This window comes from Brevundimonas sp. KH_060, from assembly GCF_057838275.1.
The window spans coordinates 1,249,101-1,264,278 of record NZ_CM174463.1; the positions used below are offsets into that span (position 1 = coordinate 1,249,101).

Sequence of the window (15,178 nt, forward strand, 5' to 3'; positions counted from 1 at the left end):
CGCTCCGAAGGGTTCGACGGCACCGTTGAACGCCGCTTCGGGCGTGTCGAGTCACGCTGTGGTGACGCATTACGAAGAGTTCATGCGCGCAACTGCATCCGTAAGCGATCATCGCCGCCTCTTGTGATCAGAAGGCCGCCGCATCAGGCTTGGCCGAACAGGGATCAAACTCATGGACGACGTTCTCATTCCGCTGGCGTTCTTTGCAATGATCGCGGGGATCGTTCTTGTGCCGACGTGGCTCAAGAGTCGTGAGCGGCGCGAGATGCAGGCGACGCTGCGGGCCTCCATCGAGAAGGGGCAGTCCCTGCCGCCGGAAGTGATCGAAGCCATCAGCAAGGACAATGCGAAGCCGGTCGCAACGGCGGCGCGCGACCTGAGAGCGGGCGTGATCCTGCTGTCGGTCGCAATCGGCATCGCCCTGTTGGGCTATGCGGTCAGCTTCGCCGACTTCGACGCCTTCTATCCCATCGTCGGCGGCGCCGCGATCCCAGGCATGATCGGCCTGGCCTTCATCATCCTGAGCTTCTTCAACAAGAACAAAGGCTGAGGCGGACCGGAGCAGGGAAGCCGTCATGGCCCGAGACTTACGTGATCTGCACGACGTCGAGCTGGCCGGGCTTGCGGCCGGCGGCGGCCGCCGCGAGTTCGGCGAACTGGTCCGTCGCCACGGCTCGGCGGTGCGGGGTCTGCTGCGCCGCATGGGCGCCCAGCCGGCCCTGGCCGACGACGTGGCTCAGGACGCCTTTCTGCTGGCGTTCGAGAAATGCGCAGAGTTCCGGGGCGAGGGCACTTTCGCCGCCTGGATCAAGCGTATCGCCGCCCGCATGTACCTGAGACGCATCTCGAAAGAGGCGCGTTATGTGGCGGAAAGCGAAACGGAAAACATCGCGCCCGCTGTCGACAGCATCGGCCGCGTGGACCTGGACGAGGCCTTGAAGGGGCTCAGCGAGGTCGAACGCCTGTGCGTCTCCCTGTGTCATGGCGCGGGGCTGTCGCACCCGGAAATCGCCGCGGCCATGAATTTGCCGCTTGGAACGGTGAAATCTCATGTCAAGCGTGGTCTGGATAAACTTCGGGCCCGGCTCCAGCCGGGGCCGGTTGCAATCGGGAGCGCATCCCATGTCGGCTGACGAATTCGATCCCACGATTGAGCGCCTGTTCGCGCAGACGCCGCACTTCGCCGATTCGGTCTTCTTTGAAGCGGACGTGGCCGCGCGGCTGAACAAGGCCTCGCGCGTGCGGTCTGTGGCTCTGTCGGCGGCGGGGCTGATCGGCGGGCTGATCGCGGTGCGCGAACTGCTGAACGTCAACTTCCATCTGGGACCGGACGGCTTCACGGCCCAGGCGGGCGGCGGCGGGATCGATTCGGCCGGCGCCCAGGCTGGGATTCAGGGCGGCCTGGCGGTTCAGTCCCTGCTGGAGCGGACCGGACTGGGCGATGCGGCCTTCAACGCCATGGGCTCCATGGGCGGGATGCAGGTGTTCTGGGCGACGGCCGGGGTGCTGGTCGCCTTGCTGGCGGCGGGCGTGGTGAAGCTGTCGCAACAGATCTGAGCGCCGTTTTCCCGCCCCAGTCACGGCTTAGGGCTGGAAAAAGCCGTTTCGCGCCCAACGCCTGCGTTGCGGCCGTGACGCCGAACCTCTAGGGTCGCGGCGGTTTTATGATCGGCCTTGGCTGCATTTTTGGGGCGACGTTTCGTGGTTGATGTCTTCGAGCAGGTCGAGGAGGAGCTTCGCTCCGAACGCTATAAGCGTATGGCCCGTACCTGGCTGCCCATTCTGGGCGGTCTGCTGGCGGTCGCCCTGGTCGCTGCGCTGGCCTGGTGGGGCTGGCAATCCTATGTGAGCTCGCAGGCTGACAAGGCCTCGGCCGCCTATGAGCAGGGCGTTCAGGCGCTGCAGGCGGGCAAGCCCGCTGAAGCCAAGACCGCCTTCGCCGAGTCGGCCAAGGCCGGCGGCGGCTACAAGGCCCTGGCCCTGATGCAGCAGGCGGGTCTGGCCCAGGCCGAGAACAAGACGGCCGACGCCGTGGCCCTGCTGGATGAAGCCGCCAAGGCCGCCAAGGATCCGATCCTGTCCGACATCGCCGCCCTGAAGGCGGTCTTCCTGGTCATGGACACAGCCTCGCTGGAAGACGTGCAGAAGCGTCTGGAGCCGCTGACCGGCGACAAGCGCCCGATGCAGGCCTTCGCCCAGGAAGCCCTGGCCATGGCCCAGCTGCAGCACGGCAAGACCGCCGAGGCGCGCCAGACCTTCGTGCAACTGCAACTCGGCCAGGACGTGCCGGACCCGGTGCGCCAGCGCGCCCAGGCCGCCGTTCAGGCGGTCGATACCGGCACGGCCGCCAATCTGGCCGCCATCGTCAAGGCCGCCGCTGCGCTGCCGACGCCGGCTCCGGGCCAGGCGGCTCCCGCCGCCGTCGCCGCTCCGGCCGAGGCTGCGGCCCCGGCTCAAGCGCCGGCCCCGACGCCTGCCCCCTGATTTGACTCCCTCGGGACGCCAACAAATGACCAAAACCCTTAAAGTCGCCCTGTTGAGCGGTCTGGCCCTGACCGTCGCGTCGTGCGGCACGGTCCGCAACGCCCTGCCGTTCGGCCTGGGCGGAGACAAGGAACCGGTTGCGACGGCGACCGAGGGGCAACGTGTCTCCATCCTTGAGTTCGAGCAGCAGCTCGCGCCTTCGGCGGCCCTGTCGGGTCGTGACTTCTTCCTGCCGGGTCCGCAGGCGGCGACCGCCTGGAGCCAGCCCGGCGGCAACGCCGAGAATGCGGTCGAACATGTGATCGCCGCGCCTGAATTCACCGTCGCCTGGCGGCGCGACATCGGCGCCGGTTCGGCGAACGATCGCCAGGTCATGTCCCCGGTGGTGGCCGAAGACGGCAAGCTCTTCGTGCTGGACGGCGAAGCGGGCGTGACCGCCGTGGACGCCGGCACCGGCGCTGTCCTGTGGAAGGCCAGCGTCAAGGTCGAGGAGGCTGATCGCGGCCGTCGCTTCATGGGCATCGGCCTGGGCGGCGGATCGGGCGGCGGCGGCTTCGGCGGCGGCGTGGCCGTCAGCGGCGGCAAGGTCTTCGTTTCGTCGGGCTATCGCGTCATGACGGCGTTTGACGCCAATACGGGCGCCGAGCTGTGGCGCACGCCGGTCGACCTGCCGATCCACGGCGCGCCGACGGTGGCGGGCCAGCGCGTCTATGTCGTCGACATCGACAACCAGCTGATGGCCTTCAACGTGGCCAACGGTCAGCAGGACTGGTCCTATCGCGGCATCACCGAGCCGGCCCGCATCATGCGCGCCTCCAGCCCGGCGGTCAGCGGCGGCACGGTGGTGGCGCCTTTCTCCTCGGGTCAGATCGTGGCCCTGCAGGCGACCAACGGCCAGCCGGTGTGGGAGCAGGTGCTGTCGCGCACCAGCCGCACCAGCGCCCTGTCGGAGCTGCGCGACATCGCCGGTCGTCCGGTCGTCAGCCGCGGTCAGGTCTACGCCATCAGCCAGTCGGGCGTGATGCAGGTGATGGATCTGCGCAGCGGCCAGCCGAAATGGTCTCTGCCCATCGTCGGGGTGAACCAGCCCCTGCCGGTCGGCGACGTGGTCTATGTGGTGTCCCAGGCGGGCGAATTGACCGTGGTCAACCGCGAGACGGGCCAGGTCTATTGGTCGCGTGATCTGAACGAGGGCCGCGTCCGCAAGGAAGGCGGCTTCCTGGGCTTCGGCAAGCGCACCGTGCGTCCGACCTGGTCGGGCCCGATCCTGGCGTCGAACCGTCTGGTCCTGGTCAATTCGGACGGCGAGGCTGTGGCTTTCGATCCGAAAACCGGCGCGCAGACCGGCAGCCTGAAGCTGGGCGCGGCGGCCTATATTGCTCCGGCCGCCTACAACGGCGCCCTTTATGTCCTGACCGACAAGGGCCAACTGGTCAGCATCCGCTGACCTTTTCACTGATTTAAGCTAGAAGGCCGGCATGGCTCTGAAGGTCGCCATCGTCGGCCGCCCCAATGTGGGCAAGTCGACACTGTTCAATCGCCTCGTCGGCAAGCGCCTTGCGCTGGTCGATGATCGCCCCGGCGTGACCCGTGACCGCCGCTACGCCGACGGCGTGATCGGCGACATGGATCTGACCCTGATCGACACCGCAGGGTATGAGGACGTCACCGACGAAAGCCTGGAAGCCCGGATGCGCGAGCAGACCGAGGCGGCGATCGAGGACGCGGACCTGATCATGTTCATGATGGACGCGCGCGAAGGCGTGACGTCGCTGGACCGCATCTTCGCCGATCGCCTGCGTAAGGTGCACAAGCCTATCGTCCTGCTGGCCAATAAGTCCGAGAGCCGTGAGAGCGGCGGCGGCGTGGGCGAGGCGCATGGCCTGGGCTTCGGCGAGCCTGTGCCGATCTCGGCCGAGCATGGCGAGGGCATGGCCGACCTGTATCAGGCCCTCGTGGCCGCGTCGGAAGACATCTTCATCGAAGAGATCGACGAGCTGGAGAAACCGATCCGCATCGCGGTCATCGGCCGCCCGAACGCCGGCAAGTCCACCTTGATCAACCGCCTGATCGGCGATGACCGCCTGTTGACCGGGCCGGAAGCCGGCATCACCCGCGACTCCATCTCGGTGGACTGGGTCTATGAAGGCAAGAACATCCGCCTGGTCGACACCGCCGGGATGCGGCGCAAGGCGCGCGTTCAGGAAAAACTGGAAAAGCTGTCGGTCGCCGACACCATCCGCGCCATCACCTTCGCCGAGGTGGTGATCATGATGATGGACAAGGACGACGCCTTTGACACCCAGGACCTGCAACTGGCCGATCTGGTCGAGCGGGAAGGGCGGGCGCTGATCTATGTCGCGTCCAAATGGGATCTGGAAGAAGAGCCGCAGGCGCGCCTGGCCGAACTGAAGCGCCTGGCTGACGACAAGCTGCCGCAGTTGCGCGGCTCGCCCTTCGTGGCCCTGTCGTCGTTCAACGGGCGGGGCGTCGAGCGTCTGATGCCCGCCGTGCTTCAGGCCTATGACACCTGGTCGGTCAAGGTGAAGACCAAGGATCTGAACGACTGGCTGTCCCTGGCGACCCAGAGACACCCGCCGCCCGCCGTGGACGGCAAGCGTATCAAGCCGAAATACATGGCCCAGACCAAGGCGCGCCCTCCGACGTTCGTGCTGATGGCCAGCCGGGCTGAGGCGATGCCGGAGCACTACAAGCGCTATCTGGTCAACTCGCTGCGCGAGAGCTTCGACCTGCCAGGCACGCCGATCCGCCTGAACGTCAAGTCGGGCTCGGCCAACCCTTATGCGGATGGCGGCGCCAAGTCGGGGCCGGAACGCTTCAAGGGCGACGCCAAGACCGCCCCGCGCCGGGTGATCAAGGCCGAGAAGGCCGAGAAACTGTCCAACCTGCCCGGCAAGGCGCTGGAGCAGAAGGCCAAGGCCGGCATCAAACCCAAGGTGAAGCCCCTGGGCGGATTGAAGGCCAGCGCGTCGAAGAAGGCGGGCTCCAACGCCTTCATCGGCAAGGGCGCACGCGGCGGCGCGCGTCAGGTGTCCCGCTCGGGCCGCGTCCGGACGGGCCAGAAGGGCGGCGCCAAGCGCTGATTCACATCAGACCTGCCCGGTCGCGCCTCTCTTGAGGTGCGGCCGGGATGGGACTGTCGGTTCGTCCCCCAACGCCAGCTTCAGCGCCAGCGCCACGACGATCACCCAACGCAGTTCATGCCAGTTCATGGCGATGCTCTCGGTCAGCATCGTCACGGTGAAAGACGCGATCAGCGGCAGGGCCAGCCAGCCGCCAGGGCTGGTGTAGGCCGCCCACAGGGACTGCGCCCATATCTGGGTCAGGAACAGGGCGAACAGGATGACGCCGCCCAGGCCCAAGGCGATGTACAGCTCCAGCCAGCCGCTGTGTGCATCGGCGGGCGTAAAGTGAGCCTGATAGCCGATCCAGGCCTTGGGGCCGGTGAAGCTGGGATCGTCCCATACGGCGCCGTAGCCGAAGCCTTTCCAGGGGTGCTCGGCCATCTGCTGCATGATGCCTGACCAGATTTCGGTTCGCCCGGTCAAGGTCGCGTCCTTGCCGAGCAGGGCGAAGAAGGTGTCGGTTTCCATCGCGATCAGCAGACCCCCGCCGATGACGAAGACGACGGCCAGCCAGGTGGCGACGACCGCACGCAGGGGTCCAGACTTGACCACGGCGACAAAGCCCATGGACGCCAGTGACAGGACCAGGACGACCAGGGCGGTCTTCGACGTCGACAGCAGGATCAGCATGACGGGGACGACGGCGAGACCGAACCACAACTTGCGCCGCTCGGGAGCCATCACGCCGGCCGCCAGCAGGAAGACGGTCGTCTTGACCATGACGTTGCCCATGGAGTTCTTCTCCAGCCACAGGCCGCGCCAGGCGCCGGGGAAGATCTCGTCCATCCGTCCCATCTGAGGCAGCAGCGCCCCGACAAGAAAGGACAGGATCGCCAGGACCGCCAGGGTTCCGGCGATGATTTCCGTCAGGCTGCGCCAGCTCCACCGCGAGGCCAGCGCGACGCCCGCCAGGGTGGTGAAGGCCAGGGCGGGTATGCGCCGTGCGGTAAGCTCCGGCATGATCGACCAGAAGTAGGTCGCCGCCGTCAGCAGCAGGAGCGCGATCAGAAGCGGCGATCGTATCAGGCCTTTGAGCGCGCGCTCAGGCCGCAGGCAGACCAGAATCAGCGCCAGCAGATAGGCCGGGTAGTAGAAATTGCGCAGGAAGTCTGCGGACCTCGCGCCGTAGCCGGTCAGCGGCGCGCTCCAGAAACCGACGTAGGTGAGGATCAGCCCGACCGAAGCGACCACGGCGACGATGTCGGTCAGGGGGGCGGCGCGCACAAGTGGAAGCGAGGGGCGTTTCGCCGCCGGGTTCGCTAGCGACCGTGCGCCCGGATCCAGCCCCTCGATCACGCGCAGATCAGACCAGGGCGTCCGCCGACAGGCCTTGCTTCCATTCCTTGAAGCTGACCGTCAGAGGCGGGGTGAGATCAGGGCGGGCCAGTTCGACGATCAGGGGACCGATCTCCGAGGGATGCGGAAGAACGCTGGGATCTTCGCCCGGAAACGCCTGGGCGCGCAACTGCGTCTGCATCCGGCCCGGATCGACGATGCAGGCGCGCACGGGGGTGCTTTCGATCTCGTCGGCCCAGCATTTGACCAGGGCTTCGGCGCCCGCCTTGGTCGCGGCGTACATGCCCCAGAAGGCGCGCGGCTGGCTGGCGACGCTGGTGGTCAGATGGATGGCGCGTCCGGCGTCGGAGGCGCGCAGCAGCGGCTCCAGCGAGCGGATCAGGCGATAGACGCCGGTGAAGTTGATCTTCTCAACCTTGGCGAACTCGCGCGGCTCGGCGTGGGCGACCGGGGTCAGGCCCGACGGGCCCATGGTGGCGGCCGCCTGGACCCAGATGTCCAGCTTGCCGAAGCGTTGGAACAGGGCGCCGCCCAGGCGGTCGATGGCGCCACCGTCCACCAGGTCGAACGGAACCAGGCTGGCGTGCTGGCCGGTGGCGGCGAAGATTTCGTCGTCCAGTTCCTCGAGGGCGCCCTGGGTGCGCGCGGCGGCGACCACATGGGCGCCGGCCTTGGCCAGGGCCAGAGCGGATTCGCGGCCGATGCCGCGCGAAGCGCCGACAACCAGGGCGACGCGGTTGGCGAGGGGGAGGGAAGCGTGTTCGGACATGGGGCCGCTGATAGCGCGGCCCGACGTCCGGCGAAAGGCTCAGTAGCCCGGCGCGGCCTGCCACAGGCTGAAGCTGACGCCCTGATCGTCGCTGACCACGACGGACAGGCCGGACGGGCTTTCGGCGGGCACGGCCGCACGGCCGCCCAGCTCGGTCACGCGGGCGCAGGCGGCGTGGATGTCGTCCACGCGGAAATAGAGGTTGGGGAAGGCCTTGTGCTCGCCCTTGGTGAGGCCGAAGGCCGGGTCGGACTCGACCACATGGGCGTAGGTCGGGCTGGACGAGGCCTCATCGAAGCGCCAGCCGAACAGGCCCGCGTAGAAGGCGCGGGCCTTGTCGACGTCAGGGGTGTCGAGCGTGAAGTAGCCGAGCTGGATCATCCAGCCTTAAGCGGTCACCAGCAGAGAAAGTTGCTTACCACGCGGATCGCGGCCGCCTTCCTCGATCTCACGGTCCAGCAGGCGGGTCGGATAGTCGCCGGTGAAATAGTGGTCGGTGTACTGCGGGCTGGCGGCGTTGCGCGGTCCGGCGCCCAGGGCGTCATACAGGCCGTCGATGGACAGGAAGCCGAGGGAGTCGACCTCCAGCACCGCGCGCATTTCTTCCATGCTGTGGGTGGCGGCCATCAGCTGCGACCGCTCGGGCATGTCGATGCCGTAGAAGTCGGGGAAGAGGATCTGCGGGCTGGCCGAGCGCAGGTGAACCTCCTTGGCGCCCGCCGCGCGCACGGCGCGGACCAGCTTCAGCGAGGTGGTGCCGCGCACGATGGAATCGTCGATCAGCACGACGCGCTTGCCTTCAAGAGCGGCGCGGTTGGGGCTGTGCTTCATCCGCACGCCCTTCTGACGGGCGCCCTGGCTGGGCTGGATGAAGGTGCGGCCCAGATAGTGGCTGCGGATGATGCCCATTTCATAGGGCAGGCCGCTTTCCTGGGCGTAGCCGAGGGCGGCGGGGACGCCTAAGTCGGGCACCGGCACCACGATGTCGGCCTCGACCGTGTGTTCGCGCGCCAGGCGACGGCCCATCTCCTTGCGGACGTCATAGACCGACAGGCCGTTCACGACGGAATCGGGACGGGCGAAGTAGACGTATTCGAACAGGCAGGGGCGAGCGGCGCGTGCGGCGAAGGGCTTGATCGAGGTCAGGCCTTCCTCGTCGATGACCACGACCTCGCCGTGTTCGACATCGCGCACGAAGGTGGCGCCGATGGTGTCGAGGGCGCAGGTCTCGGACGCCAGCACCCAGGCCTCGCCGACCTTGCCCAGAACCAGCGGGCGGATGCCCAGCGGGTCGCGCGCGCCGATCATCTTGTAGCGGGTCTGGGCCACCAGGGCGTAGCCGCCCTCGATCCGGCTCAGGGCGTCGATGAAGCGGTCGACGATCTTGGCCTTACGGCTGCGGGCGATCAGGTGAAGGATGGCCTCGGAGTCCGAGGTCGACTGGAAGATCGCGCCTTCGGAGACAAGTTGTGCGTGCAGGTATTTGAAATTCGTCAGGTTGCCGTTGTGGGCGATGGCGATGCCGCCCTGATCCAGATCGGCGAACATCGGCTGGATGTTGCGCAGGAAGCTGCCGCCGGCGGTGGAGTAGCGGGTGTGGCCGATGGAGGCCTGGCCCGGCAGGCGTTTCGTCAGTTCGGCGTTGCCGAAGGCGTCGCCGACGAGTCCCTGGTGCCGTTCGGTGTAGAAGCGGTCGTCATGGACGCTGGCGATGCCGCAGGCTTCCTGGCCCCGATGCTGCAGGGCGTGCAGGCCCAGGGCGACGATGGAGGACGCCTCGTTCTCGGGCGCGCCCCAGACGCCGCAGACGCCGCATTCGAGGCGCAGCTGGTCGTCTTCCGGCTCACGCCAATGCTCACGGTGAACGACGGGTTCGGCGATATGGTGGCGCATCGTCAGGCTCCGATGACCGGGGAAGGATAACTCAAAGGGCGGCGCCGCGCACGTAAGCCGCCCAGGCGTCCGGGGCAAGCCTCATTGGTCGGAAAACCCTTCGCGAACGGAAGAACCGACGACGGGAGTCAGGGCGTCGGCGCCCTTGCCCAGGGTCGGCAGCACGATCTGGATGGCGCGGGCGGCGCCTTCGCTGACGGGCGCCGTCGCGGCTTCGGACAGCCAGCGCGGCGGGTTGTCCTGCATGGCGCCCATGATGACCAGGTGCACCGCGCCGATCAGGCCCAGGGCGCGAACCAGGCCGACAACAAGGCCCAGCGTCTGGTCCAGCACGCCTAGTGCGTGGCCGCGCGCGCCCTGCGAAATGGCCGAACCGAGGAAGCGCAGGCCGAAATAGAGGATGACGAAGACCAGCCCCACGGCCAGCACCGACCCAGCCCAGTCCGGATCGACCAGGCCGCGCCCGATCGGCGCCGTCCACGGCAGGGTGATGAGCGCCAGCAGCGCCGCCAGAAGAAAACTGAGCAGGGCCGTGATCTCGCGCATGCCGCCCCGGAACCATCCGGCGGCGCCCGAGGCCAGCAGGGCCAGGATCACGAAGACGTCGTAGCCGGTCACGCGCTCTGCGGCCTCAAGGGATGGGAACGCGCCTTAGTAGCGGTTCTGGGAGATTCGCTCGACCGCGTCGGTCAGGCGGGTGACGACGGTCAGGGCGACATCGCCCTTCTTCACCTTGCCATTGGCTTGTGGCGGCGCGAGGGCGCGCTCGAAGCCCAGCTTCTTCGCCTCGCGCAGGCGGGCCTCGGCGCGGCCAACGGCGCGGACCTCGCCCGACAGGCCGATCTCGCCAAAGACGACGCAGCCCTGCGGCAGGGGCATGTCCAGCGCCGATGAGATCAGGGCGGCGGCGGCGGCCAGGTCGGCGGCGGGTTCGTTGATCCGCATGCCGCCCGCGACGTTCAGATAGACGTCCTTGTCTCCGAACCCCAGACCGCAGCGCGCCTCCAGCACCGCCAGCAGCATGGCCAGGCGGCCAGAGTCCCAGCCGACGACGGCCCGTCTTGGCGTGCCATATGCAGAGGGTGCAACAAGAGCCTGAATTTCCACCAGAACCGGGCGCGATCCCTCGATCCCGGCGAAGACGGCGGCGCCGGGCGCCCGGTCCTTGCCTTCGCCTAGGAACAGGGCCGATGGGTTGGGCACTTCGCGCAGGCCGGCGTCGCCCATCTCGAACACGCCGATCTCGTCGGTGGCGCCGAAACGGTTCTTGCCTGCGCGCAGGATGCGGAAGGGATAGCCCCGCTCGCCTTCGAAGCTGAGAACGGCGTCGACCATGTGTTCGACCACGCGCGGCCCGGCGATCTGGCCGTCCTTGGTGACGTGGCCGACCAGGACGATGGCCGGGCCGCCGTTCTTGGCCAGCCGCACCAGTTCGGCGGCGCAGGCGCGCACCTGGGTGATGGAGCCCGGCCCGGCGTCGTGCGCGTCGCTCCACAGCGTCTGGATGGAGTCGATGATGACGATGTCGAACGGATCGCGCTTCAGCGTCGTCAGGATGTCGCGCAGCGCGGTGGCGGAGGCCAGCGACACATCGGCGTCGGCCACGCCCATGCGTTTGGCGCGGGCGCGGATCTGCTCGATCGCTTCTTCGCCCGAGATATAGGCGACCTTGGCGCCGTTGCGGGCCGCCTTGGCCGTGACCTCCAGCAGCAGGGTCGACTTGCCGACGCCGGGGTCGCCGCCCAGCAGGATGGCCGAGCCCGGCACCACGCCGCCGCCGCAGACGCGGTCGAACTCGGTCACGCCGGTGACGATGCGCGGCGGCTCGGGCGTGTCGGACTGCAACGTCTCGAACTGCACCCCGCGGCCGCGCGCGGTCGAGGCAGGCTTCATGGCGCCCGGCGGGGCGGCCTTGGATTCCTCGACTAAAGCGTTCCACTCGCCGCATGACGAGCACTGCCCGGCCCATTTGGAATGAACCGCCCCGCAGGATTTGCAGACGAAGAGAAGAGAGTCGCGCGCCATGCGTCAGACCTAGCAGATCAGGCGGGCGAGGGCAGGCGGCTTGGAACGCCCTGCGTCCGAAACTGTCATAAGAAGACTGCGGGGTTGCGCCCGCATCCACACAGCCGTCATTCTGACATGATAAGGCCGTGATCCGACTCAACCGCCCAGAAGGCTAACGAATGACCCTTGAAAATCCCCCCGCCGTCGACCCCTCGCTCGTCTCGCGGGCCAAATACATCCTGACACGGCCCAAGTTCGAATGGCCGGTGATCGACGCCGAAAGCGCCAGCATCAAGGGGCTGTTCACCAGCTACGCCGTCATCCTGGCGGCCATTCCGGCGGTGGCGACCATCGTGGGCCAGATCGCCTTTGGTCATCGCGGCCTGGTCGGCCCGCTGCTGGGCGGTGCGCTCAGCTATGTGCTGAGCCTGGTCAGCGTCTATGTGCTGGGCCTGATCATCGACGCCCTAGCCCCGACCTTCGGCGGGACCAAGAACCCGGTGAAGGCGATGCAGGTCGCCGTCTATTCCATGACCGCCGCCTGGGTGGCGGGCGTGCTGAACGTGCTGCCGATGTTGGCCTGGCTGGCGGGCCTGCTGGGCTTGTACGGCTTCTACCTGATGTATCTGGGCCTGCCGACGTTGATGAAGACCGCCGCCGACAAGGCGCTGGGCTACACCATCGTCGTGGTGGTCGCGGCCATCATCCTGAACGCCATCGTCTTCGCCATCGTCGGGGCGGTGATCGCCAGCTTCGTCATCGTGGGCGCAGGCGCGACGGCGTTCGCCCTGAGCTAAGTCTGAAGAGAAGGGCTGGGGCCTTGCGCCTCAGCCCTTTGCTGTTCAGCCCTGATAGACGCGCGGCACGCGCGGCGTGATCGAGGTCAGCAGTTCATAGCTGATGGTGCCCGCCGCCGCCGCCGCGTCGTCGATCAGGCGGTTGGCGCCGAAGATCTCGACCGGATCGCCCGCCTTGACGTCGAGGCCGGTCACATCGACCGCCAGCACGTCCATCGACACCCGGCCGATGATCGGCCGCATCTCGCCCGCGATGAAGACCTGTCCCTTGGGGCTGTAGCTGCGCAGAACGCCGTCGGCGTAGCCCGCGCCGCAGGTGGCCACGCGCATCGGCCGCTCCGCCTTATAGCCTTGCGAATAGCCGACGGTTTCGCCCGCGGGCACGTCGCGCACCTGCACCGCCTGGGCGATCAGGCTGGCGACGGGAGCGATCTTGTCATGGGGACGGCCTTCCGGCCCGCCGCCGTAGAGACAGATGCCCGGCCGCACCACGTCGAAGGCGAAGTCCGGCCCCAGGAAGCAGCCGCCCGAGTTGGCGAAGGAGCGCGTCATGCCCGGATAGCGCTGGGCTGCCGCCGCATAGGCGTCGCGCTGGCCGCGGTTCAGCGGGTTCGACGGCTCGTCGGCGCAGGCCAGGTGGGTCATGACCAGTTCGAGGCCCGCGAACGGCTCCGGCGCGTCCTCGACGCGGAAGCCCAGCCGGTTCATGCCGGTGTCGATCTGAAGCCCGCAGGCGCCGCCGCCCGCCGCCTGCCAGGTCTGAAGCTGGGTCGGGTGATTGATGACGGGCCGCAGGTTGGACGCCTTGAGCATGGCCGCGCCGTCTCCATGGCAGCCGTCCAGAATATAGATGACCGGCTCCGGCCCGATCGCCTCGCGCAGGCGTACGCCCTCGGCCGCGCGGGCGACGAAGAAGGTGCGCGCGCCCTCGGCCATCAACCGCTTGGCCACGGCAGCGGCCCCCAGGCCGTAGCCGTCGGCCTTCACGACCGGATTGACCGGCGAGCCGCTGACGGCGCCCAGGGTGTGGTAGTTGCGGGCGAGCGCGTCCAGATCGACGTGCAGGGCAGCGGGAGCAAGCGCGGGGGAGGTCATGGCGACGGTTATAATCCGCAGTTCAGGCGGCGCCAGTCTTTGCGCGACCATCGGCCCCTTCCATCGCCGTCATGCTCGGACTTGATCCGAGCATCCAGCAAGCGCAGCGCGGGGATGCGGCAGGCGTCGGCGCGGCTGGATCGTCGGGTCAAGCCCGACGATGACGGCAGAGAAGGAGAGCCTACTCTGGAATATCCGCATAGGCGCTGCCGTAGCGGCCGTCGTTCGCCAGATTGCCGAAGCGGGTGGTGTTGGAATCGAACGCCAGCTTGACGATGCCGATGGGGCCGTGACGCTGCTTGCCGATGACCACTTCGGCCTGATGCTGCAGGCGGTCCATGTCTTCCTGCCACTTCAGGTGTTCTTCGGTGCCTTCGCGCGGCTCGGCCCGGCCCAGGTAGTAGCTTTCGCGATAGACGAACATGACGCAGTCGGCGTCCTGCTCGATCGAGCCGGATTCACGCAGGTCGGACAACTGGGGCCGCTTGTCCTCGCGCTGCTCGACCTGACGCGACAGCTGCGACAGGGCGATGATGGGGACGTTCAGTTCCTTGGCCAGGGCCTTCAGGCCGCCGGTGATTTCGGACACTTCCTGCACCCGGTTCTTCTGGCTGTTGTCGCCGGTCGTCACGAGCTGGAGGTAGTCGACCACGATCAGGTCCAGGCCGTTCTCCATCCGCTTCAGGCGTCGCGCGCGCGCGGCCAGCTTGGAGATGGACAGGCCGCCGGTGGCGTCGATGTAGAGGGGGCTTTCGCCGATCTCGATGGCCGCGTCGCGGATCTTGCCGAAGTCCGAGGCGTCGATCTCGCCCTTACGCAGCTTGTCCGAGGACACGCCCGACGCATCGGCCAGGATACGCATGGCCAGCTGCTCGGCGCTCATTTCCAGCGAGTAGAAGGCGACGACGCCGCCGTCGACGGTCTTGCGCCCGCCCTCCGGCGTCGGCTCCCAGCGATAGTTGCGCGCGACGTTGAAGGCGATGTTGGTGGCCAACGCCGTCTTACCCATCGACGGACGACCAGCCAGGATCAGAAGGTCGGAGGGGTGCAGGCCGCCCAGCTTCTGGTCCAGATCGTCCAGACGGGTGGCCAGACCGGCCAGCTTGCCCTCGCGCTGATAGGCCTCGCCCGCCATCTCGACCGCGCCGGACAGGGCGTGGGAGAAGCTGACGAAGCCCGACGACGGCTTGCCCGTCTCGGCCAACGAATAAAGCGTCTGCTCGGCCTGTTCGATCTGTTCGTCGGCGGGCGTCTCGGGATTGGGCGCCTCCTTGATGATCTCGCCGCCGATGCGGATCAGGTCGCGGCGCAGGGCCAGGTCATAGACGACGCGCGCATAGTCGGGGGCGTTGGCCGCGGGCGGCGCCCGATCCACCAAGTCTGCGAGATAGCGCAGGCCGCCGAACTCCTGGAACGCCGGGTCCTGCTTGAACCGCTCCATCAGGATGGTCGGCTCGGCCAGCAGGCCCTGACGGATGTGATCCTCGATGGCGTCGAACAGGCGCTGGTGGAAGGGCTCGTAGAAATGGCTGCCGCGCAGACGGTCAGACAGGCGCTCGAACACGGCGTTGTCGAACATCAGCGAGCCCAGAAGGGCCTGCTCCGCCTCCAGGTTGTGGGGCATGGACGACACCTGCACGGCGTCGTTGGCGGAATCATAGGGCATCGGGGCGAAGGCGTTCATCGACATC

The 15,178-nt window shown here is 67.6% G+C and carries 15 protein-coding genes; 7 read left to right on the forward strand and 8 right to left on the reverse strand.

From position 1 onward, the window contains the following. The first annotated feature begins 172 nt into the window (after positions 1 to 172). The 6 genes from AC3IPP_RS06105 (at position 173) to der (ending at position 5,588) form a co-directional block, all read left to right on the forward strand. Positions 173 to 550 carry a DUF6249 domain-containing protein gene (locus AC3IPP_RS06105; protein WP_489150727.1) on the forward strand — a complete coding sequence of 126 codons (378 nt, stop codon included), beginning with the start codon at positions 173 to 175 and terminating at the stop codon, positions 548 to 550. A 25-nt stretch (positions 551 to 575) separates the two neighbouring features. Next, complete coding sequence (locus AC3IPP_RS06110; RefSeq protein WP_489150728.1) at positions 576 to 1,133, forward strand: RNA polymerase sigma factor; 558 nt, start codon at positions 576 to 578, stop codon at positions 1,131 to 1,133. Next, on the forward strand, positions 1,123 to 1,557 hold the full coding sequence (locus AC3IPP_RS06115) for a hypothetical protein (RefSeq protein WP_489150729.1): 435 nt from the start codon (positions 1,123 to 1,125) through the stop codon (positions 1,555 to 1,557). The genes AC3IPP_RS06110 and AC3IPP_RS06115 overlap by 11 nt, the downstream gene beginning before the upstream one ends. A 144-nt stretch (positions 1,558 to 1,701) precedes the next feature. Next, complete coding sequence (locus AC3IPP_RS06120) at positions 1,702 to 2,484, forward strand: tetratricopeptide repeat protein (protein ID WP_489150730.1); 783 nt, start codon at positions 1,702 to 1,704, stop codon at positions 2,482 to 2,484. A gap of 25 nt (positions 2,485 to 2,509) precedes the next feature. Continuing rightward, positions 2,510 to 3,931, forward strand: coding sequence for a PQQ-like beta-propeller repeat protein (locus AC3IPP_RS06125; RefSeq protein WP_087139233.1), 1,422 nt, complete (start codon positions 2,510 to 2,512; stop codon positions 3,929 to 3,931). A gap of 31 nt (positions 3,932 to 3,962) precedes the next feature. Next, positions 3,963 to 5,588 (forward strand): ribosome biogenesis GTPase Der, encoded by a 1,626-nt coding sequence (gene der, locus AC3IPP_RS06130; RefSeq protein WP_489150731.1) that lies wholly within the window; start codon positions 3,963 to 3,965, stop codon positions 5,586 to 5,588. A gap of 6 nt (positions 5,589 to 5,594) precedes the next feature. Here the strand turns inward: der and AC3IPP_RS06135 are convergent, their stop codons facing one another. The 6 genes from AC3IPP_RS06135 to radA all read right to left on the reverse strand — a co-directional run bounded on the left by AC3IPP_RS06135 (position 5,595) and on the right by radA (position 11,613). Continuing rightward, the gene (locus AC3IPP_RS06135) at positions 5,595 to 6,926 is read right to left on the reverse strand and encodes an O-antigen ligase family protein (protein ID WP_489150732.1); all 1,332 of its coding nucleotides are present in this window, start codon (positions 6,924 to 6,926) and stop codon (positions 5,595 to 5,597) included. Positions 6,927 to 6,933: 7 nt separating this feature from the next. Continuing rightward, positions 6,934 to 7,695 carry an SDR family NAD(P)-dependent oxidoreductase gene (locus AC3IPP_RS06140; RefSeq protein ID WP_489150733.1) on the reverse strand — a complete coding sequence of 254 codons (762 nt, stop codon included), beginning with the start codon at positions 7,693 to 7,695 and terminating at the stop codon, positions 6,934 to 6,936. A gap of 39 nt (positions 7,696 to 7,734) precedes the next feature. After that, the gene (locus AC3IPP_RS06145; protein WP_489150734.1) at positions 7,735 to 8,076 is read right to left on the reverse strand and encodes a VOC family protein; all 342 of its coding nucleotides are present in this window, start codon (positions 8,074 to 8,076) and stop codon (positions 7,735 to 7,737) included. 6 nt (positions 8,077 to 8,082) lie between these two features. Next, positions 8,083 to 9,588: an amidophosphoribosyltransferase gene (gene purF / locus AC3IPP_RS06150; protein ID WP_489177450.1), complete on the reverse strand. Its 1,506-nt coding sequence runs from the start codon at positions 9,586 to 9,588 to the stop codon at positions 8,083 to 8,085. A gap of 81 nt (positions 9,589 to 9,669) precedes the next feature. Further along, positions 9,670 to 10,206: a CvpA family protein gene (locus tag AC3IPP_RS06155; RefSeq protein WP_489150735.1), complete on the reverse strand. Its 537-nt coding sequence runs from the start codon at positions 10,204 to 10,206 to the stop codon at positions 9,670 to 9,672. A gap of 33 nt (positions 10,207 to 10,239) precedes the next feature. Next, positions 10,240 to 11,613, reverse strand: coding sequence for a DNA repair protein RadA (gene radA, locus AC3IPP_RS06160; protein ID WP_489150736.1), 1,374 nt, complete (start codon positions 11,611 to 11,613; stop codon positions 10,240 to 10,242). A gap of 161 nt (positions 11,614 to 11,774) precedes the next feature. On the opposite strand from radA, the gene AC3IPP_RS06165 reads away from it, so the two are divergent. After that, positions 11,775 to 12,392: a Yip1 family protein gene (locus AC3IPP_RS06165; RefSeq protein ID WP_087139225.1), complete on the forward strand. Its 618-nt coding sequence runs from the start codon at positions 11,775 to 11,777 to the stop codon at positions 12,390 to 12,392. A 45-nt stretch (positions 12,393 to 12,437) separates the two neighbouring features. On the opposite strand, the gene alr is transcribed toward AC3IPP_RS06165, so the two are convergent. Together alr and AC3IPP_RS06175 are read right to left on the reverse strand one after the other, a co-directional pair. After that, complete coding sequence (gene alr, locus AC3IPP_RS06170) at positions 12,438 to 13,487, reverse strand: alanine racemase (protein ID WP_489151048.1); 1,050 nt, start codon at positions 13,485 to 13,487, stop codon at positions 12,438 to 12,440. Positions 13,488 to 13,668: 181 nt separating this feature from the next. Continuing rightward, the gene (locus tag AC3IPP_RS06175; RefSeq protein ID WP_087139224.1) at positions 13,669 to 15,171 is read right to left on the reverse strand and encodes a replicative DNA helicase; all 1,503 of its coding nucleotides are present in this window, start codon (positions 15,169 to 15,171) and stop codon (positions 13,669 to 13,671) included. Between the last annotated feature and the right edge of the window lie 7 nt (positions 15,172 to 15,178).